The organism is Acinetobacter sp. ANC_7654 (assembly GCF_056779855.1).
In genome coordinates, this window is sequence record NZ_JBWYIR010000011.1 from 69,297 (window position 1) to 95,170 (window position 25,874).

Consider the following 25,874-nt stretch of genomic DNA (forward strand, 5'->3'; position numbering starts at 1 on the left):
CACTTTTTTATAACATGAAAATTGGGCTTAATATTCCCAGAACATGCGTTGTATTTCTTTTGCATCTTTGGTTTTGGATAAAGCAAGCGCGGTTAAAATTTTAGCTTTTTGAGGGTTGAAGTCATGTGCAACTACCCAACCATATTTGTCATCTGGCTGTTCGGCATTACGGAGAACGAATCCTTGTGGCACTCGTGAAGAACGTACAATTTGTATACCACTTTGCTGAAGTTGATTCAGCGTGGGAACAATATTTTTCGCGACTGAGCCGTTTCCTGTACCTGCATGGACAATGGCTTTAACCCCAGCCTTGGCATACGCTTGATAAGCATCAGGAATCATGTTGCCAGAGCCATAGACAATTTGAACTAATGGGAGTGTATCACCCTTAATATTCTCGATATTAAATTCTGACCGCTGATTAAATCGCTTAACAGAACTTCGGAACCAATAAGGTTTAGATTCTACCAACGTCCCTAAAGCTCCCCATTGGCTTACAAAGGCATTAGTATGAATATTAATGCCTTTAGTCACATCTCGAGCTGCAAAAATACTATCGTTCATAAGGACGAACACCCCCTTATTTTTTGCACTCGGGTCTGCTGCCAGAGCAACTGCACTATATAAATTTAGTGGGCCATCCGCAGATAAAGCCGTCGATGGGCGCATTGAGCCGACAACAACAATAGGTTTTTCCGTTTGTACGACTAGATTAAGAAAAAAAGCGGTTTCTTCTAAAGTATCTGTGCCATGTGTAATGACAACGCCATTTACATCTGACTTTTTAACCAAATCATTGACTTGGCGGGCAAGGGAAAGTAATTCTTTGTCTGTAATGCTTTCAGAAGCAACCTGCATTGCTTGTACGCCGCTCACATTGGCTAAATCTTTAATTTGAGGAACGGCACTCAGTAAGTCATCAACTGGAACTTTTGCGGCAGTGTAAGTGGCGCTGTTGGTTGAGCTTGCACCAGCACCCGCAATCGTTCCCCCAGTTGCAACGACGACAACGTTATTTTTAGCAAAGCTCGCTAGGGGTAATAACAAGCCAATCGATAGAGTCAGTGCGGTTAGCGTCTTTTTCATCTTTTTTCCTAAATGTTTTTTATAGTATTGTGCATGGATAATGCTTAATCACGATAAAGGAAAAGAAGGGTGTTTGTATATAATCAAAATGAAATTAATATCATGAAATAATCAAAATATTAAATATAAAACCCCCAGATTGAAATCTGGGGGTTTTAAATACATCATTCACATAAAACGACCGAATTAACGCATTTTTGCTAAGAATCTTCCTAAACGATTGATTGCTTCACGTAATTCATTTTCGGCAGGTAAGAACACCACACGGAAATGATCAGGGGTAGGCCAGTTGAATCCTGTACCTTGAACCAATAAAACTTTTTCTGCTTTGAGGAAGTCAAGCATAAACTGTTCATCATCCTGAATAGGATAAATTTCAGGATCAAGTTTAGGGAAACAATACATTGCACCTTCAGGTTTAACGCAGCTTACACCTGGGATTTCATTCAACATTTGCCAAGCAATATTGCGTTGCTCATACAAACGACCACCTGGACGAATTAAATCGTTGATAGACTGGTAGCCACCCAATGCAGTTTGAATAGCGTATTGAGCTTGATGGTTAGCACACAGGCGCATTGACGCGAGCATATCTAGACCTTCAATATAATCTGCCGCACGAGTCTTATCACCCGTAATTGCCATCCAGCCTGAACGGTATCCAGCAATTCGATAGGATTTAGATAATCCGTTAAATGAAATACACAGTTGATTACCCGCAAGGGCAGCGACCGATACATGTTCGATTCCATCGTAAACGATCTTATCGTAGATCTCATCAGCAAATAAAATCAGGTCATATTTTTTTGCAAGAGCGACAATTTTTTCTAAGACATGGCGTGGATAAACAGCACCCGTTGGGTTGTTCGGATTGATAATCACGATCCCACGAGTATTAGGCGTAATTTTGTTTTCCATATCCTGAATATCAGGATACCAATTATCTTCTTCATCACATTTATAATGAATTGCTGTACCACCAGAAAGATTAACGGCAGCAGTCCATAATGGATAATCTGGCATTGGTACCAGCATTTCATCGCCGTCATCTAACAGGCCTTGCATAGCCATTACAATCAGCTCAGAAACACCATTCCCAATATACACGTCATTGACATGCATATTGAAAATACCTTTTTGTTGATAATACTGACAAACCGCTTTGCGGGCAGGGAAAATCCCTTTTGAGTCTGTATAGCCGATTGCATTTGGTAAGTTCAACGCAACATCATTGATAATTTCTTGAGGTGCTTCAAAACCGAAGGGGGCTGGGTTGCCGATATTGAGTTTAATTATCTTATGTCCGGCTTCTTCCATTTCGTTGGCGGCGCGTAACACAGGTCCACGAATGTCATAGCATACATGCTCGAGCTTAGACGATTTCTTAATTTCGCGTGGAGTAGTGTTACCTAAAACGGACATATTCCCATCCAATTATTTTTGAGTGAATAAAAATAGATTACTAAATATCACAATCTATGTAGAAATTTAGCTAGAAATTTTTCAAGCTCTAGCGTAAATATGAAGGTACTGAAGCATGACATTGAATGTCAAAGATTTAAAGGAGTTAATCATGGGAAAACTCAATAAAACAGACCGAGAATGGCAAAGAGAGTTATCACCAGAGGAGTATCGCATTACCCGTCAAAAGGGAACTGAGCCTGCTTTCACAGGGCGATATTGGAATACCAAACAAGAAGGAACTTATGTTTGTCGTTGCTGTGGCGAACCTTTATTTACTTCAGAAACCAAATATGACAGTGGTTGTGGATGGCCTAGTTTTTATCGTCCAATCAGCCAAACAGTCATTGAAGAACATGACGATCACTCACATGGCATGATTCGTACTGAGATTGTTTGTCATCATTGTGACGCACATCTAGGTCATGTTTTTGAGGATGGACCTGAACCTACAGGTCTTCGTTATTGTGTAAACTCAGCTTCATTAGAATTAAAAACCCAAGAAAAAAATGATGAGGAAACCTATCCATGACCAATATTTATCAATTTGAGGCAGAATTGCTAGAAGGGGAAAATAAGCAATTTTCGGACTATGAAGGTAAAGTGCTATTGATAGTCAACACAGCCAGCAAATGTGGATTTACGCCACAATTTGCAGGGTTGGAAGCGCTGTATGAAAAGTATAAAGATCAAGGTTTTGAGGTATTAGGATTTCCGTGCAATCAATTTGGTGGGCAAGATCCGGGTACGCACGAAGAAATTGGTAGTTTTTGCCAGAGAAATTACGGTGTATCCTTTCCGATGTTCGCTAAAGTGGATGTAAAAGGTCCTGAAGCCCATGTGATTTTTCGGTATCTCACCAACAACAGCAAAGGCATTTTAGGAAGTGGAATTAAGTGGAACTTTACCAAATTTTTGATTGGAAAAGATGGCAAAGTGCTTAATCGGTATGCACCTACAACTAAACCAGAAAGCATTGAAGATGATATTCAAAAAGCGCTGGCTCAGTAAAAAAAATCAGCTCAATTGAGCTGATTTTTTTTTATTCATTTAATTTAAGAAACGATAATCGGCTAGATTTGCATTTTTGGTTTCTAGCCAATACTTCCATGTATAACTCGGCCAAAGTGAAAAATTCTTTCCGCCTTCTTGCTGATACCAACTCACACAGCCAGATTGCCAAACTGTGCCTGCAAATTTTTTTTGGATTTTACGGTTGAATTCTTCTTGGACTACATCTTTGACCACAATTGCTTTAGTCTTGGATTTTTCGACAGCTTCAATCAATTGCAGAATATAATTCACTTGAGATTCGATCATAAAAATTACTGAGTTATGACCTAAAACAGTATTCGGGCCTAAAAGTTGAAAGAGATTTGGAAATCCTTTGGTAGAAATTCCATAGTAGCTTTCAGCACCCTCTTTCCATGCTTCTTTCAACTCAATACCATTTTCGCCATAACATTTAAAATCTTTTAAATAAATTCGTGGATCAGTAATAAAACCAGTACCGTAAATTAAGCAATCTATTTCTCGAACTTGACCATCTTTGGTAACAATCGCATTTTCAGTAATTTCTTGAATGCTGCCCGTCACGAGCTCTACATTCTTGCGATTAAATGTTGGGAAATATCGATTTGATACCAAAATTCTTTTACACCCCATGGTGTAATCTGGTGTCAGTTTTTTTGCTATTTCTTTATCTTTGACTTGGAAGCGAATGAAAGCTTCTGCAAGTTTTTGACCCAGTCGCATCATTTGAGGTTTTACAATCGGAACTACGCGTGATTCGTTAGACCAATATAAGCGTGCTCGATGCAATTTTCTAAACCAGTCGTATTGGGCAAATAGTTTTTTGTCTAAAGCATTATAAGCTCGTTCATCGCGCGGTATTACCCATGCAGCCGTTCTTTGAAACACGTATAACTGTTTGGTTTTTGGTGCAATCTCAGGAATATATTGAATTGCACTTCCACCTGTGCCGATACTGGCTACACGTTTACCATTCAGGTCATAAGCATGATTCCAAGATGAGGAGTGGAATACTTCGCCTTTAAATTTTTCGATTCCTTTAATCTTTGGAATTTGAGGAATATGCAATGGACCAGAGGCAAAAATAAGGAATTGACTGTGTAGAGCACTTTGATTCTTGATGGATATTTCCCACGTATGAGCTTGCTCATCGAAGCGTGTCGAAATGACTTCGGTATCAAATTGAATAAATTTTTTTAAATCATATTCTTGAATAAGATCTTGAATGTATTGGAAAATTTCAGGTGCTTCAGCATATCGTTTTGTCCAATCAGATTTTGGTGCAAAAGATAATGAATACATATGAGACTGCACATCACATGCAGCACCTGGGTATTGATTTTCACGCCAAGTACCACCTACATCTTTAGCTTTTTCAAGAATAACAAAATCTTCAATGCCGCGTTTAAGAAGTTGAATAGCTGTGGCTAATCCTCCAAATCCGGCGCCGATAATCGCAATTTTAGAATTTTTCTTGATGAATTGCGTTTCAGTTAAGTCGACTGAATTTGTATCTAGCTGATCTGATGTAACTTCCATTTTAATACTCGTTTATATTATTTGAAGCTATCATAAGCAGTCTGGACTGAAACTGACATGATTTCATTGACATTTAATATTGATATTTTCGGCAATATTCTTTCCCTTTTTTTTAGGGTAAAACATATGCAACTTTAATTTTAAAATTCTGATTTATGAAAAGGTCGATTCTAGGTTTGTTGTATCTCATACAGGGTATGCGACAAGTCGGAATAAATGTGGACGAAAGATTGGAAGCTGTCGGTTTAAAGGCGGACGCCTTAGATCCGAGTTCAACGATTCAACCTGAATTAGAACAAATCATTCAAAGAATTATTGCTAAAGGGGTTAACCCGCTGCTCGGTTTAGATGTCGGTCAACATTATGCGCTCGCAGGCTATGGTCCGCTTCTCATGCTATTGGTCACAAGCCCGAATGTCGGTGCGGCTCTCACAAATGGAATACGCTATCAAGCGCTTACCCATTTATCGGGTAGACTTACATTAGAGCAGACGAGTGTCTATGCGGCTTTATGTTATGAGCCTCTCAATTTACAAAGTGAAGTTGATGAGTTCAGGGCTCAATGTGAAATTTCAGGTACGGTTAAATTCGTGCAAGATATCTACAAAATGATAGGATTGCCTTTTCCTGAAGTGCAGATTGAATTGCCGTTTTCACGACCGAAAGAATCCATTTTTTTGAACAAGTATTTGAATTATTTCAGTGAACAAGTTCGGTTTGAACAAGACAAATTTCGACTGATTTTTGATGCAGAAATTTTAGAATTGAAGTTGCCTTCAGCTGATCAAATCACATTTAATGTCCACCAACAAAGATGTAATGCTGAGATCGAAAGATTAAATGCGCAACAATTGAATCAACACCAGTTGATTCAAAGAATTCACGATTATTTGGATTTACAAACGGGGCAGATTCCAACAATGGCAGAAACTGCTCAAGCTTTGAATATTCCAGAGCGTACTTTGCGACATCAGCTTAACCAACTGAATACAAGCTATAAGCAAATACGGGAGCAACTCATTCGAGAGAAAGCGCTTCGATTGATTGAGTACAAAGAGTATTCGATCGAAGTAATAGCTGAAATGCTTGGATATTCAGAACCTGCAGCATTTAACCATGCTTTTAAAAGATGGTTTGGACAAAGTCCACGACAGTATGGGAAATAACCTCAGCATGTATGCTCAAATGGTATATGCCAAAGTGTTATTTATCATTTTTTTAAATATTCGTTATACTTCCGACGGCCTAAAAAAGTAATCTATATCTATGTTCCATTCTCATTCTTCGCAAAATAGTTTAAGTCACACTCCGCAATCACCTGCAGAACGTTATGCTCACGCAATTTCGTCAGGACAATTTATGCCTGATGATGCTCAAGCTCAAGCTGTACATGAACTTAATCGTGTTTGGGAAGAACTGATCTTACGATATAAAGCTTCTAAAAAAGCGTTTCGACGTTTTCGCCGTCAAACAGCCCCTAAGGGTGTTTATATGTGGGGTGGTGTTGGGCGTGGAAAAACTTGGTTGATGGACCAGTTTTATGATGCGATACCTTTCCGTCGCAAGACGCGTATGCATTTCCATCATTTTATGCAATATGTGCATAAAGAGTTAAATAAAAATTCAGGACAACAAAATCCACTCGACATCGTTGCTGATCAAATTTACAAAGATGCGGTTGTGATTTGTTTTGATGAATTCTTTGTATCAAATGTCACTGATGCGATGATTTTAAGTGATTTATTCCAAAAGCTATTTGTTCGTGGAATTACACTTGTTGCAACATCAAACATTGCACCAGATGGTTTATACAAGAACGGCATACATCGCGACCGCTTTATTCCAACGATTGAAATGGTAAAAAAGAACTGTGTCATTTTGAATGTGGATGCAGGTGTTGACTATCGTTTGCGTGTACTGAAACAAGCGCAATTGTTCAAATCACCTTTAAGCCATGATAATCAGGTATGGATGGCACAACGTTTTTCAGCATTAACCAGTGCTCAAAATGTCAGTGAAGAACCGATCATCATTAATGGACGTAATGTCGATACGATTGGTCATACTGAAGATGTATTGTGGTGTGAGTTTTCTGAACTCTGTATGAAGCCACGAAGTCCTGCGGACTTTATCGAAATTGCGAATACTTATAATACAGTCCTAGTCAGTAATGTTCCCGATCTGAATGATTATTTATCAGAAGGGACACGCCGATTCATTTATTTAGTCGATGAGTTTTATGATCGTGGTGTTAAATTATTACTGACCTCACATGCCAGTATCATTGATATATATAGTGGCGAAAAATTAGCGTTTGAAATCGAACGTACACGTTCACGTTTACTTGAAATGCAATCAGATGACTATTTACAATCTGCGCATCGACAAATTGATAAGCCCGCTGAATAAATGTGAGAATTCACAAATGAACCCAAACAGATGATGTTTGGGTTTTTTTTATTTGGAGTGGAATAAATTTGAAATCGTTCCTTAAAAGCGTAGAGAAAATAGACATATTGGTTTAAATTAAATCAGATTTGATGGAAATTGGCACTTAAGTCTAATTTCTACCTTTATAAAACTTTATACACTGTAATTAGATTGTTGAATTAAAACGACTCAATAAGTAATAGATCAAAAGTCTCATCTGATTGGTGTCTATAATAAATGATCACTATTTAGCAATGTGATATTACTATTCAGCAATTTATAAATGGGTATACTAGATTCTCTTGTATAAAAAGTAGCAATATCAGGAAAGACAATGACTGCACGTATTCAGAAAGGCAAGTTAGCGATTGCTAAAGAACTCTACGATTTCATCGAAAATGAAGCACTACCAGGTTCTGGTTTAGACAGTGAAACTTACTGGAAAAACTTTGAACAAGTCGTTGTTGATCTTAGCCCAAAAAATAAAGCACTCTTGGCTAAGCGTGATCACATTCAAGCGAAAATTGATGAATGGCACCGCAATAATAAATTTGAATTAGGAGCTTACAAAGCTTTCCTGACAGAAATTGGCTACTTATTACCAGAAGTAGAAGATTTTCAAATTACAACTGAAAATGTAGATGAAGAAATCGCACTATTGGCGGGTGCACAATTGGTTGTGCCTGTACGTAATGCACGTTACTGCTTGAACGCTGCAAATGCTCGTTGGGGCTCTTTATATGACGCATTGTATGGTTTCGATGTCATCTCGGAAGAAGGCGGTGCGGAAAAAGGTAAGGGGTATAACCCTGTTCGTGGCGAAAAAGTTATCGCTTTTGCTAAAAATTTCTTAAATGCAACTTTCCCTTTAGCAAATGGATCACATGCGGATGCTACGAAATACGCTGTTGAAGCAAAAAAATTAGTGGTAACGCTTAAAGATGGCAGCACAACGAATTTGGCTAAAGAAGCTCAATTTGTAGGTTTTAATGGTGAAGAGTCTGCGCCGACAGAGATCGTTTTATTAAATAATGGTCTACATGTCATCATTGAAATCGATGCGACAAGCCCAATTGGTCAAACGGATGCTGCTGGCGTAAAAGATCTTGTTTTAGAATCTGCGGTAACAACGATCCAAGATTTGGAAGACTCAATTGCTGCGGTTGATGCTGAAGAAAAAGTTGAAGGCTACCGTAACTGGTTAGGTTTGATGAAGGGTACTTTGGAAGAGAAAATCGAGAAAAATGGTAAAACCATTACTCGTGCTTTAAACAAAGACCGTACCCACAAAAATCTGATCGGTGGCGAAACAACTTTACACGGTCGTTCATTGATGCTTCTTCGTAACGTTGGTCATTTGATGACGAACCCGGCGATCCTAGTGGATGGTCAAGAAATCTATGAAGGTATCATGGATGCATTGATCACACCGTTATTAACGTTTGCTGACATCAAAGGTCAAAATGAAATCAAGAACTCTCGTAAAGGTTCTATGTATATCGTTAAACCTAAGATGCATGGCCCTGAAGAAGTTGCATTTGCAGTTGAACTATTTGAGCGTGCAGAACAAGCTCTAGGTTTGCCAGCAAAAACACTTAAAATCGGGATCATGGATGAAGAGCGCCGTACTTCTGTAAACTTGAAAAACTGTATTGCTCAAGCGAAAGATCGTACCATCTTCATTAACACAGGATTCATGGACCGTACAGGTGACGAAATCCATACCTTTATGGAAGCAGGTCCATTCGTTCGTAAGGGTGAAGTTAAATCTCAAATTTGGTTCCCTGCATATGAAAACCGTAACGTGATGGTTGGTTTACAAGCAGGCTTACGTGGCAAAGCACAAATTGGTAAAGGCATGTGGCCTAAACCAGATATGCTTTTAGATATGTATAAAACCAAAATTGAGCATCCTGAAGCTGGTGCGAGCTGTGCTTGGGTTCCTTCACCATCTGGTGCTGTAATTCATGCGATTCACTATCACCAATGTAATGTTTCAGCGCGTCAAAAAGAGTTGTTAAAAACTGAAGCATTACCTTTAGATGATTTATTAACTCCACCATTAGCGACTGATACGAATTGGACTGATGAAGAGAAAACCAAAGAGTTAGAAAATAACCTTCAGGGTATTCTTGGTTATGTTGTTCGTTGGGTTGATTTGGGTGTTGGTTGTTCTAAAGTTCCAGACATCAACAACGTTGGTTTGATGGAAGACCGTGCAACTTTACGTATTTCATCTCAACACGTTGCTAACTGGTTACGTCACGGTATCGTGACTAAAGAGCAAGTTGAAGAAGTAATGCAACGTATGGCTAAAATTGTAGATGAGCAAAATGTGAACGATCCAGCGTACACACCAATGGCGCCTGGGTTTGACGGTTATGCTTACCAAGCAGCATATGATTTAGTGTTTAAAGGTGCTGAACAACCATCAGGTTATACAGAACCATTACTTCATGCTTACCGCTTGAAGCTTAAAGGTTACACTGGTGACTAATTAAAATAAAAAAGCCTCTCCGGAGGCTTTTTTTACGATTGTGTAAAATAGTTGACCATTGGGTAAAAAGTGGCATGTAGAGGGACATAAAATGACGCAATATTCAAATTTAAATCAACAGTTTATTAACGGTTTTTGGTTAAAAGGCTCTTCAGAGCGTGTCATACAAAATTTAAATCCATTTGATTTAAAAGAAATACACCAAATTCAAGCGGCGAATCAGTCTGATGTTGATCTCGCTTTTTCTGCAGCACAACAAGCATTTGATCTTGGCTTAATTACCTCTGCTGTAGATCGCAAGAAAATCATTCAGAAGCTGCATGACATTATACAATTACGTAAAGACGAAATTATAGATTGGCTGATTACCGAGTCTGGAAGTACGCGTCTCAAGGCAAATATTGAAGTAGGTGCTGCGCTTGATATTATCTCAGAATCATTCACTTTTCCTGATCAAATCCAAACTGTTCAGCTAGAAAGTAAAGATCCTGCGAGAAAAAGTTTTTATCAACGCAAAGCGTTGGGTGTTATTGCTGTCATTAGCCCTTGGAATTTTCCATTTCATTTGTCAATGCGATCGGTTGTTTGCGCAATCGCATGTGGAAATACAGTGGTACTAAAACCTGCGAGTGACACACCTGTTACAGGTGGAACATTATTAGGGAAATTGTTTGAAGAGGCGGGTGTGCCCGCTGGTGTACTGAATGTCATTGTGGGTAGTGGTAGTGAAATAGGGGATTATTTTGTCGAGCATCCTATCCCGAAGATGATTTCATTCACTGGCTCTACAGAAGTAGGACAAAATGTTGGTGCTAAAGCGATGGCCAGCTCTAGAATCAAACGACTTGCTTTAGAGCTTGGGGGGAATGCGCCATTATTAATTCTTAAAGATGCAGATTTAGATTTGGCAGTCGATTTGACGATCAAGGGGCGCTTCCTTCACCAAGGTCAAATCTGTATGAGCACTAATCGTGTCATCGTAGATCAATCGATTCACAATGAATATGTTGAAAAGCTTTTAAACAAAGTCAAAGATATTCCTGTGGGTGATCCTAATCTTGATGAGACGCTTATAGGACCTATTATTAATAATACACAAGTGAAACAGCATCAACGAATCATTGATCAGGCTCAAATAGAAGGTGCTAAGTTGGTCTATGCTGGGGGTATTGAGAATAATTTGGTTTCACCTCATGTGTTTATCGATGTATTGCCGACATATGCAATTGCTCAAGAGGAAAGCTTCGGACCAATTCTGCCGATCATCAGAGCAGATGATGAAGCACATGCAATAAAAATCGCCAATGACACACCGTTTGGTTTATCTGGTGCTGTATGTACATCTGATATTGAGCGCGGAGTAGAAATCGCTTCAAAACTCGATATTGGAATGACACATATTAATGGTATAAGTGTCGCGGACCATGCTAATGCACCATTCGGTGGAGAAAAGAACTCTGGATTAGGGCGCTTTAATGGGCATTGGATTATGGATGAATTCACGCGTACACACTGGATGACAGTACCAATATCATCATAATGAACTGAATTGGATCGGCTATAATAGCCTAAGTTTTTTATAGTATTGAAAATTATGCTATGTGTGCCAACTTTAAGCCAATACAAGCGCATCAAATCCAAGCATTAGAACTTCCACATATTTCATTTGAATATGTGGAAGAGGTTTATCCAAGCTACGAAACCCCGTTATTATTTAAATCTGATCATAGCTACGAGTGGAGGTTAGTTAATTTTGGTTTTATACCAAAATGGGCAACTGATACAGAAATAGCGAAGAAAACCTATAATGCACGCAATGAAACATTAAGCGAAAAAAGAAGTTTTCAAGAAGCATTTGAAAAATGTAAATTTGGTGTAATTCCAGTCACTGAGTTTTATGAAGCAAAATATATTAATGGACGACCGCAACGATGGGGTGTGAGAAGAAAAGATGGTCAGGCATTTTTTATCGCAGCGTTGTATGAAATCACGAAAATTGATCAAATTATTTATCGTTCAGCAACGATGATTACCATGGATGCTATTCATCACGAAATGATGAAGGATTTTCATGAGCCTGGAGATGTTAAACGGTCAGTAATTATTATTCCGCACCATAAATTAGATCAGTGGTTGAGTTTAAAATCCCCCGACATTCAGAACTTTGTTGAAGGCTTTCCAGTAGGGGAATTTGAATGTTTTTATTGTCCAAAACCACGGCAGAACAATACAGCCCAACTCAATATGTTTGATGATGGGCTTTAATCTAAAGTTTAGGAAAATTAATGCGCTAAATTTTTGAAAATATGCTTTAAGCTTTCCATTAGTTTTTCAATTTGAAGTGGGGTTAATCCCTCAAATGTTTGTTCAAGAACCACACTCATCAGGTCATTAATTTTTTTTGTCATTTCTAAACCTTTTGGTGTTAGTACCACACGCGTAATACGGGCATCGTTTTCACACGAGTAAGTGTCAACCATTCCTTCATCTTTTAAACGGTAAACGATTTTTGTAGTCGTCGACATTTTTGACACAATCATGTCAGAGAGTTCTGAAACACTTGCATCTGGTTTAGTAGACAATGCGACAAGCAAACGTCGACGAGAATTATCAACGCCATACTTTTTGAGCACATGGTCAACATTCAGTACATACTGAGAATGGACTTGAGTGATCCAATAGAATGGAAAATTTTCGAGTTCAAAATTTTCAGATGAAGGTAAAAATTTTGCATATTTTTTTGACATCGCTACGTCCTTGTCAGTGTAACTTAATTGTTTTTATTAATTTAAATATTACATGAAGCATAACCTATATTAAAAGAACTATGTTCAAATAATCAACTTATGTTCAAGCGCTTACCTTAAATCAGACAAAAGGTATGACACCTATTGACTTCAGTTTTATAAAACATATTTCAATGATCTGTAAATATCTTTATGTCAATTCCACGCTGACCAAATTCTATTGAAAAATAGAGGAACTATAACTTGGCACTGATATTTTTTTTTGTGTCGAAAATGTCAAAGACTATTCAAGGATGGCAATTACGACTAAAGATATGATCTAAATTTACATAAAAAATTGTTTTGAACATAAAAAAAGTAATTACAAAATAAAATTCTTATGCATAATAGTTTCATCATTTCTGAAAAGGTAACTTTATATATGGACCCGTCGCCGTGTTGGCCTAATTTAGCTTCTTACATTATCTTAAATAATAAGAACCAGGAGATCTAATATGGAATTTTTATTGGATCCTGGCATTTGGATAGGGTTAATTACCCTTATCATTCTTGAAATCGTTTTAGGTATTGATAACTTAGTATTTATTGCGATACTTGCAGAAAAACTTCCTCCAGAACAACGTGATAAAGCCCGTGTAATCGGTTTATCCCTCGCATTATTAATGCGTCTAGGTCTACTTTTTGCGATCTCGTGGTTAGTGACTTTAACTCAACCATTGATTGAAATTTTTGGAAAAACATTCTCAGGTCGGGATTTGATATTACTGTTTGGTGGTCTATTCCTTGTGTATAAGGCTGTCAATGAACTCCATGAAAAAATGGAGGGTAAACCCGAGATTAAAACGAATAACAATGTCGTATACGCTGGTTTTGCTGCAGTTGTGGCTCAGATCGTCGTGCTTGATGCGGTATTTTCACTCGACTCAGTGATCACTGCGATTGGTATGGTGGATAATATTTACGTGATGATGGCTGCGATGATTGTGGCTATGGTTGTCATGTTAATTGCATCAAAACCGTTAACTACGTTTGTTAACCGTCATCCTACGGTGGTTATCCTTTGTTTAAGTTTCTTGTTATTGATCGGTGTAAGTCTAATCGCTGAAGGTTTTGGATTCCATATCCCTAAAGGTTATATTTATTCAGGTATTGGTGTTGCAATTCTAATTGAAGCATTCAATCAATTTTCGAATCGTAATCTTGAAAAAAATCAAGCGAAGATCCCGTTACGTCATCGAACTGCAGATTCAATTTTGAAATTGATGGGCAGTAAATTGGATGCCGATATTGCAACATCCAAAGAAGTTGAAGAAATTCAACAAGCTTTTGGTGATGAAGAGCGTTATATGGTTGGTGGTGTGCTATCACTTGCTGAACGTTCAGTTGCTTCAATTATGACACCTCGAAATCAAATTTCTTGGGTTAATATTGAGGACGATGCCGAAGCAATTCGTGAACAGGTATTAGCTGTACCTCATAGTCTTTTCCCAGTTTGTCGTGGACAATTGGATAAAGTCATCACGATTGTACGTGCAAAAGAATTGATTGATGCATTAGATGATCCAGATCAACTAAAAGATTTGATGAAACGTGTCCGTCCTATTTTCATTTATGAAAAAATGAAAGTGATTGATGCAATTAATACATTAAGAACTTCTAAAGGTTCATTGGTACTTGTTACAAATGAATATGGCAATATTCAAGGCTTAATCTCACCATTAGATGTTTTTGAAGCAATTGCTGGTGAATTCCCAGATGCTGATGAACAGCTTGAATTGGTTAAAATCGATGATACCACTTGGAAGGCGTCTGGTATGTTAGATTTATATCAATTAGAGCTGGCGCTCGATATATTAGATTTAGATCTGGTGCAAGAAGACTCAGGTTACTTTAGTGTTGCAGGACTGATTTTAGATAAAACGAGTGGGGCGGTTGAAGTTGGTATGTTGATTGAACACCAAGGGGTTAATTTCGAAATTCTAGAAATGGAAGATAATCGAATTAAAACCGTTAAAATCACGCTTTAAACTCTAATAAAAAAGCTCCTTATTGGAGCTTTTTTTTGCTTAAATTTCTATATAAGGTATGGAGTTAGCGAAGTCGTAGTACGAAATATGAGATAAGATGCTAAACATATTGCAATCTGTTTTATAGCGAAGGAATGTCAGATGATGATCGATCAAATGGAATTATCGGTAAGACTTGCTATTTTTTTTAGTGGTATTTTTTTATTGACCGGTATGCTTACTGGTGTTTGGAAGTATGTGCAAATCAGCTTATCTAAACAAGCTCGAGCACATTATTATGTTGATATTGCGCATAGGAGTAGTTTGCTATATGCACCTGCAACGTTAATTCTAGCGGTTATGGCATATTTTTCAGCGTTGAATGAATCGACAAATTTGCTCTTTATTTTGATTAATATTTTCTTTTTTGCATTTTCAATTTTAAGTTATATTTTGCATGGCTTATTGAAAGATACGACAAATCAGTTCAAAGAACCACATCAATTAGGGCGTATTGAATTACCAAAATTGCTCATGAGAGGTGCGATGGTACTATTGGTCGTAGGTGAGGTTGGGGCGACCTTAGGTTTGCTTTATGGTTTATATGTTGGGTTATTCTAATAAGTAGAGCAGAATTGAAAAACTTGTTATTTTGATAGAGTGCTTTAAATGATGACATTGACTTTAAGATGGATGCTTTGGCATCCATCTCTTAGTCTAAATGTGCTTCTTGATCAGAAAGCTTTTGAGTACGATATTTCGTGTCAATAAAGGCCCACACGTAAAATGCTAGCGTCGCAGCAAGTGCATAAGCAAAATATTCAAGCTTCAACGTGCCTTGAATTGTACCTTGCACAACAAGTGTCAGCATGAGAGCAAACATTGTGCTTAAAAAAACGACAGCATTGTTGTTCGCTTTAAGAGTATTAATGAAGACTTGCTTGTTGAAATGTAATGATAACATCTCCATCCCTCCTGATAATTCATGACAAATCTGAATGATTTAGTCGACTTTGTTTACATACTTGTACAGGGGATTGAAGAATAAAGCAAGTTTTTAACACTCGATTATGTAAATAAATTATGACATTAATATGACAAAAGTCGAAATATTTGAAATTAAGATACTACGTGAGCTAAGTGCTAGAATTATTTCGATAAATCGTGATGAGATGAATAGAGTTTCTTGTAATTCTTTAATCTATTTACTTTTTATCATCTTGCAAAACAAATAAATAGTAGCAAAAGTCATTCCAAATCTGACTGATGAGATCAAAGTTAAGGTGGGTAAGCAATAATAGTCTGTTGGATAAACGAGACAATTATTGATTACAGAACAAATACGGCTTGGGTAAAACAATATTTATTGATAAATCACCTGAATTTACTTCTTCAGTCTATCCAGTGTGTAGACAATGACAAATACAACTAAAGAAGGAATCAACCATGCTAAATTTTGTTCAGCCAATGGTAGATTGTTCATAAATGCTGGCAAGAAATGATCTAATTCTGCAACCTTAAGTCCATCAATAATACCGAATATGAAAGCAACCGCTGTAACAGGCGCAATGACGCGTGGAGCAGAATTAAAGAACTTCCACATAAATCCCATCATGATCACCACAATCGCTGGTGGGTAGATTGCACTTAATACAGGTACAGAGAAGGCGATTAACTTGGTTAAACCTAAGTTGGAAATGACAAATGAGAAACCAACAAGAATGAAAACCCATTTTTTGTAAGTAATCTTCGTGATTTGCGAGAAATATTCTGCACATGCACAAGTCAAACCGATTGCCGTAACCATGCATGCAATAAAAATCATCGCCCCTAGAAAATATGAGCCAAAGTCACCAAAGGCATGCTGAACATAGCCATGGAGAATAATGGCACCATTTGCAGCGTTAGGTGCAGCTTCGTGACTACTCAGTCCAAGCTTAAATAGGCTAATGTAAACCAGTGTAAGGCCAATACCTGAAATTAAACTTGCGATCACTGCATATTTGGTAATTAACTTTTGATCAGTTACACCACGTGAACGTATCGCATTAATAATGACAATACCAAATACTAAAGCCCCTAAAGTGTCCATGGTTAAATAACCATTAACAAAACCTTCTGAAACAGGACTATTGATATAGTTTCCAATAGGTGCAGGGATATAATCTGCAGAAACTAAAAAGGCACTACCACCTAAAATGATCAAAGAGAGAATTTTGAGTGGAGATAAAACATAGCCGACAGTATCCAAAATTTTATTCGGATAAAGTGAGATTAACGTTACAAATGCAAAATAAATTGCACTGTAGATCAACAAGGTCGAGGAAGACGTTTCAAAATAACTCGAAAAACCAATTTCAAAAGAAACTGTAGCTGTCCGAGGTGTCGCGAAAAGTGGTCCAACAGCAAGATAGCATGCTACGGTTAAAATTAAACTTGCAATCTTACCCAGTGGAGAGCTTAATAGTTGAATAGAGCCTTCAACACGCGATAGCGCAATGATCGTGATAACAGGAAGGCCAACAGCAGTAATTAAGAAGCCAAAAGCAGCTAACCAAACATGTTCACCCGCTTGTTGAGCAACAATAGGTGGGAAGATAATATTGCCTGCACCGATGAATAGTGCAAAGGTCATAAAACCTAAGGCAATAATGTCCCGTGTACGCAAATTGGTCATAAGGGAGATCGGTTCAAGAAAAAAGAAAGCGATTTTAGAGCAAATGTCAGTAAATAGGGAGGGTGGTCATCCATCGATTGGAATGGTAAAAAAGCAAGAAGCGAATAATTTTATTAGATGGAAAATTATGAGTTAAATTAAGTCTATGTATTTATAAAACTAATAAAATAAATTTATTTATTGAATTGAAATCAATCAGAGCGCAAACCTAGATTCGCAAAATAAAATAATGTACTGAATGGTTAAATAATAGTCGAAAATGATTGAGTTAAAGACAATTTATAGCGTTTGTGATCGAGAAATGAAAGTCCTATAATGAATCCTGAATTAAAAAGGGGTTCATCATGAAGGCAATAGCTGTCACCATTAAAACTGAACAAGATATTGAAAAACTAAGAATATCGGGTCGGCTTGCGGCACAAGTGCTAGCGATGATTGGTGATTATGTGAAGCCAGGTGTGAGTACTGAGTATCTTGATGATATCTGTAATGATTACATCGTCAATACACTCAAGGTGACGCCAGCAAATGTCGGTTATTATGGATATACAAAAACAACCTGTATTTCGAAAAATGAAGTTGTATGTCATGGTATCCCTGCTTCCAATATTATCTTAGAGGATGGAGACATCATTAATATTGATGTTGCAATCATCAAGGATGGTTATTTTGGTGATACCAGTCGAATGTACTATGTAGGTACAATTAAGCCTGAAGCAAAAAAATTAGTCGATACGACTTATGAGGCGATGCTTGCAGGTATTAAAACGGTTAAACCTGGCGCTACACTTGGTGACGTGGGTCATGCTATTCAACAAGTTGCGCAACGCGAAGGTTTTACGATTGTACGTGAATATTGTGGTCACGGTATTGGAAAAACCTACCATGAGCAACCGAATGTATTGCATTACGGACAGCCTGGTCAGGGATTAGTATTAAGAAAAGGAATGGTGTTTACCATTGAGCCTATGGTGAATGCAGGCAAAGCCAAAGTTAAAGAATTAAAAGACGGATGGACAGTAGTAACAGCAGATAAATCTTGGTCTGCACAATGGGAACATATGGTTGCTGTGACTGATGAAGGATATGAATTATTGACACCTTGGCCTGAAGGTACGGGTGAATATCCTGTAATTTAATTCCCAAAAGCCTATTTTTTTAAATAGGCTTTTTAATTTGTATACGCATCAAATGATAAATAATAAATCCAATAACCAATCCCCAAAAAGCAGATCCAATGCCCAAAAACTGAACTCCAGATGCAGACATTAAAAAAGTGATTAAAGCAGCATCACGATCTAAATCTTCTTTAAATGCGATACTGATGTTATGTCCAATCGTTGCAAAAAGTGCGATCGCCGCCAAAGTGGTGATCATTTCTCTAGGGAATGACAGTAATAATCCCGTTAGTGTCGCTGCAAAAATGCCCATAAAGATATAGAACACTCCACAAGCCATACCTGCAATATAGCGTTTAGCAGGGTCTTGATGAACTTGTTCATCAAGGCTCACAGCTGCACTAATTGCTGCGATATTGGTTGAAAATGCCCCGAACGGAGCGAATATTGCTTGAGCAATTCCTGTCCAACTTACTAATTGGTTGACATGAGGTTTGTAACCATAGGATCTGATCATTGCTAAACCAGGTAAATATTGTGAAGCCATATTGATGATCAAGAGGGGAATAGCTAAACCCAGAATACTTGACCAGTGAAATTCAGGCTGAATCCATACTGGATACGTCATTCCGTAGTGAATTTTGGTTGCTGTATATTCAAAGAAAAAAGGTGTGGCGATAATGCAAGCTAACAATGTAATGACAATGGAGTGACGGGGTAATGCTTTTTTACTTATAAAATATGTACTGATCAAGATTAAAACATAGATCAATTGGTCTTGCATGACCGTAAATAATGAAATGCCAAATTTTAATAACACTCCAGCTAACATGGCGCTTGTAAGAGATTGCGGTAAAAATTCAAGAATTCTTTGAAATATTCCAAAAAAGCCCAATACAGCAGTCATAATTCCGCATATTAAAAATGCCCCTATCGCCTCATTCAAATTGTATCCTGAGCCTGTAGCGATAATCAGTGCTAGTCCTGCTGTTGACCATGATGTTGCAACTGGATATTTAAACTTCCAGCTTAAGATCAGTCCTGATAATCCTATACTCAAACCCAGTGCCCAAAACCATGAGCTAATCTGTGCTTGATTTGCACCTAATACTTGTCCAGCTTGAATAACCAGTACAGATGAAACGCTAATGCCAATTAAAAATGTAATAAAGCCAGCGAAAACAGCAGGTAGACTTAAATCTTTTTTTATTCTTGTTATCACGTCTATGAGCATTTTTATATTATTTCCCTAATGATTCTGTGAAGTTAAGATTACATTGTTGATGTCGCAAGTTTGATCCCAAACAATCCAAATAAAATACCAATAGCGGCAACAGAAGCAGCTGCTAATTTATAATGCGTGTTGAAGTAATTTGAAATTTTGATACCTGTGAAGATCAACATACTTAAGTAGGCTATACTCATCAATTGTAAAATTACAGCAAGCATTAAAAAGCTTTGGGCTGGATAAGGATAAGCTGGATCTACAAATTGAACAAAAAACGATAAAAAGAACAGTATTGCCTTTGGGTTAATCAGACTAATGAGTAATGCGGTACGAAAAGGATGAAATTTTTCTTGTTTTTGTACAATAGAAACATTAGCTTGATCTTTACTTGGACGTTTCCAAGTTAAATAGGCTGCATATATTAAACGGATACCTAAATAACTAAGATATAAAGCACCAATAATTTTTAGGGCGAAAAAAATCCAGGGAAATTGATGCAATAATGTTGCGGCACCTAAGACAGTTAGCAAAATAAGGATGCTATCTCCACACAAAATACCGAAAGCACCTTGATAGCCCACTTTTATGCCAAAGCGAGTCGCAATAGACATGACATAGAGCGAGTTAGGTCCAGGTAATAAAATAATAAGTAATGTACCTATTAAATAGGTTGGAAGATCAGTTATACCAAACACTCATTTATCTCTTAAAAAATAATCGAGCTCCTAAGAGCTCGATTGAAAGAATGATGGATAGGTGCAATTAAGCTTTTATATCAGCATCTATGCCAAATGATTGTTTTAACAGAGAGCTGAGTTGATCTCTTGCCTTAATAAAGCCATCTATACCGCCTTGCAATAATTGCGATGCCATAAGATCTTTCTGAATTTGCGCTTTAAAATCTATTTCAGTGATTGGACTAAGTGATTCGATATTTGAGCTGTGTGCATTTGCATTTAACTGAACTTCAACTTGGCGATGATCTTGAGCCAATTCGTCAAGTAAATTCGGTGATACAGTTAAGAGGTCGCATCCAGCAAGTCCGAGAACCTGTTCTATGCTACGAAAGCTTGCGCCCATAACTTCAGTTTTCACCTGATTTTGTTTGTAGAACTGGTAAATTTGTTTAACGGATTGCACACCAGGATCTTGTTCAATTGGATAGTGATCCACATTTTCAGCTTTTTTATACCAATCGAGAATACGACCTACAAATGGTGAAATTAATGTGACCTGAGCATCCGCACATGCTTTTGCTTGATGTAAGCCAAACAACAAAGTTAAGTTGCAATGAATGCCTTCTGCTTCAAGAACCTTAGCAGCTTGAATACCTTCCCATGTTGAGGCGATTTTAATTAAAATTCGGTTTTGATCAACACCATAAGTCGCATAGAGAGCGAGTAATTCTTTAGCTTTAGCAATTGTCGCGGCTGTATCGTATGAAAGTGCTGCATCAACTTCTGTTGATACTCGACCTTCAACTACTTTTAGAATTTCCACACCTAATTTGACAGTCAGGATATCAATTGTTCTATCGATTAACTCATCTGACTGATAACCCTCTGACTTTGCATGATCAAATGCAGCTTCAATCAGTTCTTTGTTTTCAGGGAATGAAGCTGCTGCCGTGATGAGTGAAGGGTTAGTGGTAGCATCCAATGGCTTAAATTTTTTTATAGCGTTTAAGTCACCTGTGTCTGCAACAATTGTAGTGAAGTTTTTTAATTGAGATAAAGCTGTTTCAGTCATTGCGATCTAATTCTTTGTTTCATTACTTATACCATCTTTATAACACATGATTATTTTGAAACATGCTACAAAAGTTTTAAATCAAGTTATTTTCCTACATTTTTCTTTTATTTCTGATGTGATGAATTAAAAATTGAGCAGCTTTTCCCAATGGTTGCTCTTTACTCCAAACCAGATCGATAAAATAATCAAATTTTGGAGTGAAATCTGAAAATCGTAGAACTTTAAGTTTTTTCTTTAATGTTGGTTGTTCGATAAGCATTTCAGTGGGTAAAACTCCCCATCCAAGTCCTTGTGAAATTAATCTACATGCAGAATGGTGATTGTCTGTACGCCATGCATCTTTGGAGAAGAGTAATTCAGGCTTAATGTTCCGATCGCGACTAGCGACTACAATCTGACGACTTTGAAAAATTTCTTCATAGCTCACTTTTTGATTTTGGCACAGCGGATGATGAACAGATGCAACTGGAATTAAACTTTCTTTCATTAATTCCACGAATTGTTCATTCGCCTCAATATGTTCACGCTCAAACATCAATGCTAAATGTGCTTTACCCGTTAAAATCATTTGTTGAGCATCTTCTTGTGGTGCGCTGAATATATTGATTTGTAGTTGAGGAAATTGTTGTTCTAATAAAACAATATAATCAGTCCATCTACTATGCAGTAACTCAGATACCACCACAATATTTAATTCGGTTTCGATGCCGCTACTCAAACCAAATGCATGTTGTTTCCATTGATTCATTTCAATCAATAAATGATTAGTACGTTCATACAAAACTTTGGCTTGAAGTGTTGGCTGTGGTTCACGTCCTACTCTTTCAAACAGTTGAAGATTCAGATCAATCTCTAAATTTGAAATCGCCATACTGACAGCAGAGGGGACCTTGCCTAACTGACGTGCGGCTGCGGAAAAAGAACCTGTTTCCATCACAGTTTTAAAAACGACCAATTGTTCTTGATTAATATTCATGTTTATTCTTTCAAAAATTTTGATAGATTCTAACTCGATCATTCAATATTATGAAAATAAAATGCGCTCATGAATAACAATGTTGATGAGTGAACGCATGTTTTTTTCAAAGAGAAGAATTATTCACGCAATAAGCTATGAAATCATTCTATTGGTGATCATCGCAATTTCTTTGAGTTTTATTTTTGAAGTTCCACTGGAGATTGCAGGTTCATTAGGTGTGATTATGGCTGTACTTTCAGTGATCTGGAATATGATTTTCAATCATTATTTCGAAAAAATTGAAGCGCGCAATCAGTGGAAGCGTACTGTAAAAGTTCGTATATTGCATGCGCTAGGATTTGAAGTTGGCTTAATGTTAGTGACCATTCCAATTGTTGCATATATGATGGATATGACGCTCATACAAGCTTTTATCGTCGACTTAGCTTTGACGCTTAGTATTCTGGTGTATACGTTTATATTTCAATGGTTCTATGATGGGATCGAAGCTAAACTGGGTTATGCACCTGAGGCTTTAAATCACTAAAACTCAAAATAAAAAAGCATCTCTATTGAGATGCTTTTTTTATTTAAAATTTGTAACCAATTCCAATATAGCTGATTAAAGGATTAAGATTGATTTTTGTTGATGATGAAACTAATGGACGCCCTGATATTTGGTCATAAACTGTAATTTTCGACTTATTCGATAAATCTACATAGGTTAGTGATCCGGTAATATAGATTCTATTTGAAATGTCGTAATTTGCACCTAAAGTAAATACTGCTCCTAAAGCATCAGTGGCTTTCACTTTAACCTTTGGATCTACTGGAGAATTAATTCTTACTGCTATAGGATCTACAAGAGCATCTAATAGATTTCCATTGATATCCTTTGATGGATCACTATCTCTAACAATATTTGTAATATGACCGATACGATGTCCAGCAGTTATTAGTTCTTCCTCAAGACCTTTATCAATTTTTAGTCCAGTAAATGTTGCATACATGACACCTGCACCGACATAAGGTCTAAATTTATTTATACCTGTAGTACCAAAGTGGTACTGTGCGGTTGCAGCTGGAGTCCAAGCTGTTGCTTCTGCCAACTTTGATCTGCTCCCAAGATCAGTTACAAACAAATTTCGATCAGGCCCTAATATATCAATAATAGCAGCATCAATCATTGGATTAAGTGCAATAGGTTTTGCATTAATCTGACCTTTCCCCTTAATATCAATTTTGGGTGGAACACCTCCAATCATTTGAAGTGAAATGTTATCATTGACATAATAATTAATCATTAAACCCAAAGTATCCCCATCCTTAGGTTTTAAGCCAGCATTTTCAGTCCAATTGCTTAATCCGTCCATTTTTGAGGTTATGCCCATATTTTTCCATAGGTCGTACTCATAATCAGGATCAACGGCTGTATTAATCGACGTATTTCCATATTTCCCCTGAGGCATTATATGTAGCCATCCAGTACTAACAGACCATTTATATTTAGGCTCAACTGAGTTCGCCAAAATTGTGGTACTGATGCAACATAATAGAATTACTGAGTATATGTTTTGTATCTTTTTCATTTTTTTTCCTTTAATTGGCTAAAATCCATTTTTAGCTCTTTAATTATGTAATAAAATGCTAATTTTTAAAGTTTAATGTCAGTCATTCGTCTAAAAAAAATAAATACTCTGTCAATCTTTTTTATGAAAATAAAAAAAGCCCCTCAATCGAGGGGCTTTTTTGTTAAGAACATCGAATTATTTTTCAATAATTGCCGTTACACCTTGACCACCTGCAGCACAGATCGACACAAGTACACGACCTGAACCTTTTTCATTTAAAATTTTTGCAGCAGTTGCGATAATACGTCCACCTGTTGCGGCAAATGGGTGACCTGCAGCCAACGAAGAGCCTTTAACGTTTAACTTCGCACGATCAATTGAACCTAAAGGCGCATCTAAGCCTAGACGTTCTTTACAGAATTTAGGATCTTCCCAAGCTTTTAATGTAGAAAGAACTTGAGATGCAAATGCTTCATGAATTTCATAGTAGTCAAAATCTTGAAGTTTTAAATTAGCACGCTCGAGCATACGTGGAACTGCGTAAGAAGGAGCCATTAACAAACCTTCTTTTTTACCAATGAAATCTACAGCAGCAGTTTCAGAGAAACTTAAATACGCTAAAATTTCGTGACCATTTGCTTTAGCCCATTCTTCTGATGCTAATAATACACAAGAAGCACCATCGGTAAGTGGAGTAGAGTTACCCGCAGTCATTGTACGGGCATCACCTTTACCAAACGCTGGCTTAAGTTTTGCAAGCTTTTCTACAGTTGAGTCAGGACGTAAGTTGTTGTCGCGCTCAAGGCCGAGGAATGGCGTCATTAAATCGTCAAAGAATCCTGCTTCATAAGCTGCAGCCATTTTCTGATGAGACGATGCAGCAAGTTCATCTTGAGCTTCACGAGAAATGCCCCACTCAAGTGTTGTGATCGCTTGGTGATCGCCCATAGATAAGCCAGTACGAGGTTCACCATTTTTAGGAGCATCTAGCAAATCTTTTACGTTAATTTTAGTTAACGCTTTAAGACGATCTTTACCTGTTTTTGCAACGTTGAGTTCTAAGAGGGCTTTACGTAATCCATCACCAAATGCGATAGGAGCATCTGAAGTGGTATCTACTCCACCTGCAATACCCACCTCAATTTGACCTAATGCAATTTTGTTCGCTACGAGGAAAGCAGCTTGAAGCCCAGTACCACAAGCTTGTTGGATATCGTAAGCTGGAGTCTCAGGTGCAAGCTCTGTGCTTAACACACATTCACGCGTCATATTGAAATCACGGCTGTGTTTTAGTACAGCACCAGCAACGACTTCACCCAGACGTTGACCTTGAAGATTAAAACGCTCAACTAGACCATTCAATGCTGCTGTAAGCATATCCGTATTTGTGGCTGTGAAATAAGCACCATTAGAACGTGCGAAAGGAATACGATTACCACCGATAATTGCAACACGGCGTACAGTATTTTGAGTCATAGTTTTTTCCTGTTCAGCGGAAGATTGAGTCGTAGTTGCTGAAGTTTGATTTTCAGCTTTAGTTTTATTTGTTGCTGCTGTTTTTTTGCGAGTCGTCGACGTACGAGGGCGAGTCGCTTTTGGAGTATTTGCGTTGTTGGCACTGTTTGCATTACCACTACTCGCATTTGAACGAGCTTTTGATGTATTTGACACAGTCGCTTTCGCAGAATTCTCAGTTGTTGGATTTTCTTGAGTTGTTTTGCTCATAAGGCTTTTCCAAGCATATTTGGGATATTCTTGAGTGCTACATTAGC

At 37.5% G+C, this 25,874-nt stretch carries 23 protein-coding genes; 11 read left to right on the forward strand and 12 right to left on the reverse strand.

Going from position 1 to position 25,874, the window contains the following annotated elements:
* Positions 1 to 27 precede the first annotated feature (27 nt).
* Together AC1M86_RS12205 and AC1M86_RS12210 are read right to left on the reverse strand one after the other, a co-directional pair.
* A complete protein-coding gene (locus tag AC1M86_RS12205; protein WP_481608061.1) occupies positions 28 to 1,086 on the reverse strand; it encodes a type II asparaginase in 1,059 nt (352 codons plus the stop codon).
* A gap of 186 nt (positions 1,087 to 1,272) precedes the next feature.
* Positions 1,273 to 2,508: a pyridoxal phosphate-dependent aminotransferase gene (locus tag AC1M86_RS12210; RefSeq protein WP_035266106.1), complete on the reverse strand. Its 1,236-nt coding sequence runs from the start codon at positions 2,506 to 2,508 to the stop codon at positions 1,273 to 1,275.
* Positions 2,509 to 2,659: 151 nt separating this feature from the next.
* On the opposite strand from AC1M86_RS12210, the gene msrB reads away from it, so the two are divergent.
* Together msrB and AC1M86_RS12220 are read left to right on the forward strand one after the other, a co-directional pair.
* Positions 2,660 to 3,079, forward strand: a complete 420-nt coding sequence (gene msrB, locus AC1M86_RS12215) for a peptide-methionine (R)-S-oxide reductase MsrB (RefSeq protein ID WP_481608062.1) — start codon at positions 2,660 to 2,662, stop codon at positions 3,077 to 3,079.
* A complete protein-coding gene (locus AC1M86_RS12220) occupies positions 3,076 to 3,558 on the forward strand; it encodes a glutathione peroxidase (RefSeq protein ID WP_035266096.1) in 483 nt (160 codons plus the stop codon). Before msrB ends, AC1M86_RS12220 begins: the two co-directional genes overlap by 4 nt.
* Before the next feature lie 39 nt (positions 3,559 to 3,597).
* Here AC1M86_RS12220 and AC1M86_RS12225 read toward each other — a convergent pair whose 3' ends face one another.
* Positions 3,598 to 5,118, reverse strand: coding sequence for a flavin-containing monooxygenase (locus AC1M86_RS12225; protein WP_481608063.1), 1,521 nt, complete (start codon positions 5,116 to 5,118; stop codon positions 3,598 to 3,600).
* 155 nt (positions 5,119 to 5,273) lie between these two features.
* Between AC1M86_RS12225 and AC1M86_RS12230 the strand changes: the two genes are divergently transcribed.
* From AC1M86_RS12230 to AC1M86_RS12250, 5 genes are all read left to right on the forward strand, one after another.
* Positions 5,274 to 6,284, forward strand: coding sequence for an AraC family transcriptional regulator (locus AC1M86_RS12230; RefSeq protein ID WP_481587653.1), 1,011 nt, complete (start codon positions 5,274 to 5,276; stop codon positions 6,282 to 6,284).
* Positions 6,285 to 6,384: 100 nt separating this feature from the next.
* A complete protein-coding gene (zapE, locus tag AC1M86_RS12235) occupies positions 6,385 to 7,527 on the forward strand; it encodes a cell division protein ZapE (protein WP_092767765.1) in 1,143 nt (380 codons plus the stop codon).
* Positions 7,528 to 7,882: 355 nt separating this feature from the next.
* Positions 7,883 to 10,045 carry a malate synthase G gene (locus AC1M86_RS12240; RefSeq protein WP_481608064.1) on the forward strand — a complete coding sequence of 721 codons (2,163 nt, stop codon included), beginning with the start codon at positions 7,883 to 7,885 and terminating at the stop codon, positions 10,043 to 10,045.
* A gap of 91 nt (positions 10,046 to 10,136) precedes the next feature.
* Positions 10,137 to 11,585: an aldehyde dehydrogenase family protein gene (locus tag AC1M86_RS12245; protein ID WP_481608065.1), complete on the forward strand. Its 1,449-nt coding sequence runs from the start codon at positions 10,137 to 10,139 to the stop codon at positions 11,583 to 11,585.
* A 59-nt stretch (positions 11,586 to 11,644) separates the two neighbouring features.
* A complete protein-coding gene (locus AC1M86_RS12250; protein WP_481592103.1) occupies positions 11,645 to 12,310 on the forward strand; it encodes an SOS response-associated peptidase in 666 nt (221 codons plus the stop codon).
* Positions 12,311 to 12,327: 17 nt separating this feature from the next.
* On the opposite strand, the gene AC1M86_RS12255 is transcribed toward AC1M86_RS12250, so the two are convergent.
* A complete protein-coding gene (locus tag AC1M86_RS12255; RefSeq protein ID WP_035266085.1) occupies positions 12,328 to 12,792 on the reverse strand; it encodes a MarR family winged helix-turn-helix transcriptional regulator in 465 nt (154 codons plus the stop codon).
* 494 nt (positions 12,793 to 13,286) lie between these two features.
* On the opposite strand from AC1M86_RS12255, the gene AC1M86_RS12260 reads away from it, so the two are divergent.
* Together AC1M86_RS12260 and AC1M86_RS12265 are read left to right on the forward strand one after the other, a co-directional pair.
* Entirely contained in the window at positions 13,287 to 14,819 is a 1,533-nt protein-coding gene (locus tag AC1M86_RS12260) for a TerC family protein (RefSeq protein WP_092767773.1), read from the forward strand.
* A 141-nt stretch (positions 14,820 to 14,960) separates the two neighbouring features.
* A complete protein-coding gene (locus AC1M86_RS12265) occupies positions 14,961 to 15,419 on the forward strand; it encodes a hypothetical protein (protein WP_092767775.1) in 459 nt (152 codons plus the stop codon).
* A 91-nt stretch (positions 15,420 to 15,510) separates the two neighbouring features.
* On the opposite strand, the gene AC1M86_RS12270 is transcribed toward AC1M86_RS12265, so the two are convergent.
* Both AC1M86_RS12270 and brnQ read right to left on the reverse strand, forming a co-directional pair.
* Positions 15,511 to 15,762 carry a hypothetical protein gene (locus tag AC1M86_RS12270; RefSeq protein ID WP_035266079.1) on the reverse strand — a complete coding sequence of 84 codons (252 nt, stop codon included), beginning with the start codon at positions 15,760 to 15,762 and terminating at the stop codon, positions 15,511 to 15,513.
* 420 nt (positions 15,763 to 16,182) lie between these two features.
* Positions 16,183 to 17,475 (reverse strand): branched-chain amino acid transport system II carrier protein, encoded by a 1,293-nt coding sequence (gene brnQ, locus AC1M86_RS12275; protein WP_481608066.1) that lies wholly within the window; start codon positions 17,473 to 17,475, stop codon positions 16,183 to 16,185.
* 344 nt (positions 17,476 to 17,819) lie between these two features.
* Here brnQ and map point away from each other — a divergent pair, with 344 nt between their 5' ends.
* Entirely contained in the window at positions 17,820 to 18,614 is a 795-nt protein-coding gene (gene map, locus AC1M86_RS12280; RefSeq protein ID WP_481593685.1) for a type I methionyl aminopeptidase, read from the forward strand.
* A gap of 19 nt (positions 18,615 to 18,633) precedes the next feature.
* On the opposite strand, the gene AC1M86_RS12285 is transcribed toward map, so the two are convergent.
* From AC1M86_RS12285 to aceR, 4 genes are all read right to left on the reverse strand, one after another.
* The gene (locus AC1M86_RS12285; protein WP_481587691.1) at positions 18,634 to 19,812 is read right to left on the reverse strand and encodes a benzoate/H(+) symporter BenE family transporter; all 1,179 of its coding nucleotides are present in this window, start codon (positions 19,810 to 19,812) and stop codon (positions 18,634 to 18,636) included.
* A gap of 53 nt (positions 19,813 to 19,865) precedes the next feature.
* Positions 19,866 to 20,516: a leucine efflux protein LeuE gene (gene leuE / locus AC1M86_RS12290; protein WP_481587646.1), complete on the reverse strand. Its 651-nt coding sequence runs from the start codon at positions 20,514 to 20,516 to the stop codon at positions 19,866 to 19,868.
* Positions 20,517 to 20,583: 67 nt separating this feature from the next.
* Complete coding sequence (gene tal / locus AC1M86_RS12295; RefSeq protein ID WP_481608067.1) at positions 20,584 to 21,570, reverse strand: transaldolase; 987 nt, start codon at positions 21,568 to 21,570, stop codon at positions 20,584 to 20,586.
* A 94-nt stretch (positions 21,571 to 21,664) separates the two neighbouring features.
* Positions 21,665 to 22,549: an HTH-type transcriptional regulator AceR gene (aceR, locus tag AC1M86_RS12300; protein ID WP_092767852.1), complete on the reverse strand. Its 885-nt coding sequence runs from the start codon at positions 22,547 to 22,549 to the stop codon at positions 21,665 to 21,667.
* Positions 22,550 to 22,646: 97 nt separating this feature from the next.
* Between aceR and aceI the strand changes: the two genes are divergently transcribed.
* Positions 22,647 to 23,078, forward strand: a complete 432-nt coding sequence (aceI, locus tag AC1M86_RS12305; protein WP_481608068.1) for a chlorhexidine efflux PACE transporter AceI — start codon at positions 22,647 to 22,649, stop codon at positions 23,076 to 23,078.
* Between the two features lie 43 nt (positions 23,079 to 23,121).
* Here the strand turns inward: aceI and AC1M86_RS12310 are convergent, their stop codons facing one another.
* Together AC1M86_RS12310 and AC1M86_RS12315 are read right to left on the reverse strand one after the other, a co-directional pair.
* Positions 23,122 to 24,120: an OmpW/AlkL family protein gene (locus AC1M86_RS12310; protein WP_481596373.1), complete on the reverse strand. Its 999-nt coding sequence runs from the start codon at positions 24,118 to 24,120 to the stop codon at positions 23,122 to 23,124.
* A gap of 177 nt (positions 24,121 to 24,297) precedes the next feature.
* Positions 24,298 to 25,827: an acetyl-CoA C-acetyltransferase gene (locus AC1M86_RS12315; protein ID WP_481608069.1), complete on the reverse strand. Its 1,530-nt coding sequence runs from the start codon at positions 25,825 to 25,827 to the stop codon at positions 24,298 to 24,300.
* Positions 25,828 to 25,874: the final 47 nt, after the last annotated feature.

Bases quoted from the DNA above. Each gene is read 5' to 3' on its own strand.
- AC1M86_RS12205 (WP_481608061.1), bottom strand. From the start codon at position 1,086: ATGAAAAAGACGCTAACCGCACTGACTCTATCGATTGGCTTGTTATTA.
- AC1M86_RS12210 (WP_035266106.1), bottom strand. From the start codon at position 2,508: ATGTCCGTTTTAGGTAACACTACTCCACGCGAAATTAAGAAATCGTCT.
- msrB (WP_481608062.1), top strand. From the start codon at position 2,660: ATGGGAAAACTCAATAAAACAGACCGAGAATGGCAAAGAGAGTTATCA.
- AC1M86_RS12220 (WP_035266096.1), top strand. From the start codon at position 3,076: ATGACCAATATTTATCAATTTGAGGCAGAATTGCTAGAAGGGGAAAAT.
- AC1M86_RS12225 (WP_481608063.1), bottom strand. From the start codon at position 5,118: ATGGAAGTTACATCAGATCAGCTAGATACAAATTCAGTCGACTTAACT.
- AC1M86_RS12230 (WP_481587653.1), top strand. From the start codon at position 5,274: ATGAAAAGGTCGATTCTAGGTTTGTTGTATCTCATACAGGGTATGCGA.
- zapE (WP_092767765.1), top strand. From the start codon at position 6,385: ATGTTCCATTCTCATTCTTCGCAAAATAGTTTAAGTCACACTCCGCAA.
- AC1M86_RS12240 (WP_481608064.1), top strand. From the start codon at position 7,883: ATGACTGCACGTATTCAGAAAGGCAAGTTAGCGATTGCTAAAGAACTC.
- AC1M86_RS12245 (WP_481608065.1), top strand. From the start codon at position 10,137: ATGACGCAATATTCAAATTTAAATCAACAGTTTATTAACGGTTTTTGG.
- AC1M86_RS12250 (WP_481592103.1), top strand. From the start codon at position 11,645: ATGTGTGCCAACTTTAAGCCAATACAAGCGCATCAAATCCAAGCATTA.
- AC1M86_RS12255 (WP_035266085.1), bottom strand. From the start codon at position 12,792: ATGTCAAAAAAATATGCAAAATTTTTACCTTCATCTGAAAATTTTGAA.
- AC1M86_RS12260 (WP_092767773.1), top strand. From the start codon at position 13,287: ATGGAATTTTTATTGGATCCTGGCATTTGGATAGGGTTAATTACCCTT.
- AC1M86_RS12265 (WP_092767775.1), top strand. From the start codon at position 14,961: ATGATGATCGATCAAATGGAATTATCGGTAAGACTTGCTATTTTTTTT.
- AC1M86_RS12270 (WP_035266079.1), bottom strand. From the start codon at position 15,762: ATGTTATCATTACATTTCAACAAGCAAGTCTTCATTAATACTCTTAAA.
- brnQ (WP_481608066.1), bottom strand. From the start codon at position 17,475: ATGACCAATTTGCGTACACGGGACATTATTGCCTTAGGTTTTATGACC.
- map (WP_481593685.1), top strand. From the start codon at position 17,820: ATGAAGGCAATAGCTGTCACCATTAAAACTGAACAAGATATTGAAAAA.
- tal (WP_481608067.1), bottom strand. From the start codon at position 21,570: ATGACTGAAACAGCTTTATCTCAATTAAAAAACTTCACTACAATTGTT.
- aceR (WP_092767852.1), bottom strand. From the start codon at position 22,549: ATGAATATTAATCAAGAACAATTGGTCGTTTTTAAAACTGTGATGGAA.
- aceI (WP_481608068.1), top strand. From the start codon at position 22,647: ATGTTTTTTTCAAAGAGAAGAATTATTCACGCAATAAGCTATGAAATC.
- AC1M86_RS12310 (WP_481596373.1), bottom strand. From the start codon at position 24,120: ATGAAAAAGATACAAAACATATACTCAGTAATTCTATTATGTTGCATC.
- AC1M86_RS12315 (WP_481608069.1), bottom strand. From the start codon at position 25,827: ATGAGCAAAACAACTCAAGAAAATCCAACAACTGAGAATTCTGCGAAA.